At 35.0% G+C, this 3,443-nt stretch carries 2 protein-coding genes; one reads left to right on the forward strand and one right to left on the reverse strand.

Features of this window, described 5'->3' with window-relative positions; translation table 11 throughout:
• Positions 1–57: 57 nt before the first annotated feature.
• Positions 58–606: a TOL_0243 family YfiR-like periplasmic protein gene (locus tag ABXH34_RS18275; RefSeq protein ID WP_353573323.1), complete on the forward strand. Its 549-nt coding sequence runs from the start codon at positions 58–60 to the stop codon at positions 604–606.
• Positions 607–719: 113 nt separating this feature from the next.
• On the opposite strand, the gene ABXH34_RS18280 is transcribed toward ABXH34_RS18275, so the two are convergent.
• A complete protein-coding gene (locus ABXH34_RS18280) occupies positions 720–2,936 on the reverse strand; it encodes a TonB-dependent receptor plug domain-containing protein (RefSeq protein ID WP_353573324.1) in 2,217 nt (738 codons plus the stop codon).
• Positions 2,937–3,443 lie beyond the last annotated feature (507 nt).

Consider the following 3,443-nt stretch of genomic DNA (forward strand, 5'->3'; position numbering starts at 1 on the left):
GTGGCATACAATGCAAGACAATCTATAATCCATTAAATATTAAAGAAAAAATACAAAATGCTTAAAATAATTATAAAGCCCATCGTGATTGCTTTAATGTTTTTTTGCATCTTTCATATTTCACCGATGGCCAAAGCGGCTGGTTCGAAAGAGAAAGATGTTAAGGCTATATTTTTATTTAATTTTACTCAATTTATCACATGGCCAGAACATACCTTTAATAGTGTTAATGCTTTATTTAATATTTGTATATTGGGAAAAAACCCTTTTGGAGGCAGTTTAAGTCAATTATTGAAAAATGAGATGGTGAATGATCATCCTATGGTATTAAATGAGTTTGATAAAATTGAGCAAGTCGAAAAGTGTCATATTCTCTATGTGAGCAGCTCAAGAAAGCGGGATTTAAAGGATATTTTTACATTTGTACAAGGCAAATCTATTTTAACCGTCAGCGATATTAAAAAATTTGCTCAGAAAGGAGGCATGGTTGGGTTTTTCAAACAAAAACGGAAGATTCGATTTTATATTGCACCACAATCCATGCGTGATGTTGGATTAGTCCCTAATAGCAATTTATTACGTGTGGCAAAAATTGTAGAACGGTAGCAGTTGAGTTGATTATAAGCCTGATTCTGTCTTCATCTTATCGATCCAATATTTTTGCAAAAGGGTTTCCACAAAATTACATTTCGTGCATAACATAAGTTTTTGATAAGACTCTAAAATTCAAATTTTACCTGTAGCCAATATGAGCGTTCTGCTTGAGGTACGATTGAATTCATATAACCTAAAGAACGTTGTGAGAAATCATTGCCTGCATTAGCAGATTCTGCTCCAGGGTGAAAATAATTTTTATCCAATAAGTTTGAAACTTTAAAGGTGACAGTCAATGGCTCATATTGATAGCTGATGGCACTGTTCAATACAAAATAACTGCCCAATTTTTCACTCTGACCACGCAATGGATTACGCAAATACAATTCACGCGAACTCACATAATTACCGCGTAAATTCAGATTCCAATCACCTAATGGCATATTAATCCCTAAATTGATTTTATGAGGTGCAATATCACCTAAGGCCGCGTCGCCCTCTAACCAAACATCAGCATCATGGTCATAAAATAAGCTACTTTCAGGATAGGTATAGGTATAATTGAAATAGGTGGTTATATCATTAAAGCCTTCTATGAAATGGGCAAAAGCCAATTTAGCCCGATACTCCAAACCCCAAATATCTCGCGTGCCTGCATTTTCTGCTTCTTCTTTAATCACATTAGAATAGTGCGCCTTATACAACGACCATTCTTGCCATAAACTATTAGTATGATACATGGCAATTAATTCTGCATTTTGCACTTTCTCTGGCTGTAAATCAGGATTAACCGCACGATCAGACCAACCTCCCCATAAAAGGATGGGTGCAGGTTCTTGGGATGCTTCGCCATACAAGGCTTTAAATGTCCAGTCATTGTCATAATTATAAATAGCAGCTACACGTGGATTAATCACACTGCCATACATTGAGTTGTGGTCATAACGTAGCCCTAAATTAAACCGCCAATCTCCCTGATCCAAAATTGCTTGCACATAACCGCCAACATCACGAATATTGGTTAAATTATAATCTGGCATATCACCGGGATAGGGTGGAATATCGTAGGTAAGATCAGTGCTATGCCCAATACCACTACCTATTTCTGCGGTAGAACTGATAGCAGAAGGCCAATATCCAGGAATATCATAGCTTTTAGTCAGCTCTTTACGCTGGTATTTTAAGCCCGCTGACAATAATAAATCTGGATTGAATTCATATTCAAATGCCTGCTCAAACAACCAACTACTGCTTACTGCATTCCATTGGGTATAACTGATAAAAGAGGCATCCTGCCCATCAGGTTCAGCTTCTGCCCAATATCCATAACGCCGATTTTCTCGATATAACATCAAGCTTTGACTTTTTAAATGTTCAGTTAAATCAGTTTTATATTTAGCATAATATTGATTACTGTCTTTACTCCAGAAACCATTATTTTGTGCTCGATCTGCCGCGAAATAAGGCCCATAACCCTCTTTAACCTTCCAATGAATGATGCCTAGTTTTAAACCTTTATAGCTTAAATCTGCTAATACCCCATAGTCTTTGCTCGGATCGTAATAATGGTCTAAATATTCGCCTTCATGCTGAATATCATTAATCACGCCCCAAAGTTGTTCGCTGCCATAGAGTGAATTGCTCAAATAACCATAACGATCACTAAAATCAGGCTCATCACTATTAAATTGCTGAGTGGAAATAGAAAAGCTTAAATCTTCAGCTAGCTTTCCTTTTAAAGTAGCATCAACACTTTTAGAATTAAAACTGCCAATTTGTCCACTGATACTGCCTGTTATTTCACCAACATCTAATTTACTACCATCATCTGTAATAATATTCACTACACCCAGAAAAGCATTAGGGCCATAAACCGCGCTGGCTGGACCATATAATACTTCAACTCGTTCGACATTAGATATGGGATATTGGCGACTAAGCATTGCATCATGTGCCCATAAGGTATTATCAACAATGCCATTAACCATCAATAAGGTCCGAGTGGTAAAAGGAGTACGATAACCGCGTTGATGAGATGAGGAATACACCATTCCATTCACCGTCGTGACATCAAACCCCGGTAGGTCTTCTAAAATTTCAACAATGTTGCTATAACCACGTTGCTGAATATCTTTCTTTGTCACAATGGCCATCGTCGCAGGTGCATCAATTAGAGTTTCTTCTGTGCCTGATGCAGTTTCCACAGTAATATCCATCAAGCTACTTAAGCCTAAATCTCTAAGCTCATCTATTGATAACAATCTAGCTTCAGCTACTGAAATGGGTAGGAGTAAATAAAAAATAAACCAAGTAAAGTAGAGTAATTTGTGCAGCGTTTGCATGTGCAACTCCTTTGCCAATTGAGTGCTATAAGCTCTTCTAGTGGAAGTCATTCTAAAAACACCCTAACGAATATAGCTTATTCTTATCATAAAAGTCACTTTTATATTTTAGACCGTCATATTAATTATAATAATCATATATTTCATATACTGGTATATAATTTATGGTTAATATATAACATATTAAATTTAAAAGAAAATATAAGTATTAATTAAAATAATTATAAATCTCATTAATGTTTTTTGCATTTTGCATTTTTTGCCTATATTTAAAGCTATTCATATGAAGCTAAAAGCTTTTAAAATAATATTTTTGCTTGATTTACTACATAAAAAGACCAGATATTAATAGTATTGATACTTTATTTGATATTTGTATTTTGTAGAAACAATCCTTTCAGAAATAGTTTCAGTAAATTATTAACAAATGAAATAGTATATAAGCATTCTGTCGTATTAAATGATTTCCTGATTACCCACCAAATACAGTTAAAAGTTTCCCTGAGG

The organism is Candidatus Albibeggiatoa sp. nov. BB20, from assembly GCA_016744725.1.
GTDB lineage: Bacteria > Pseudomonadota > Gammaproteobacteria > Beggiatoales > Beggiatoaceae > Albibeggiatoa.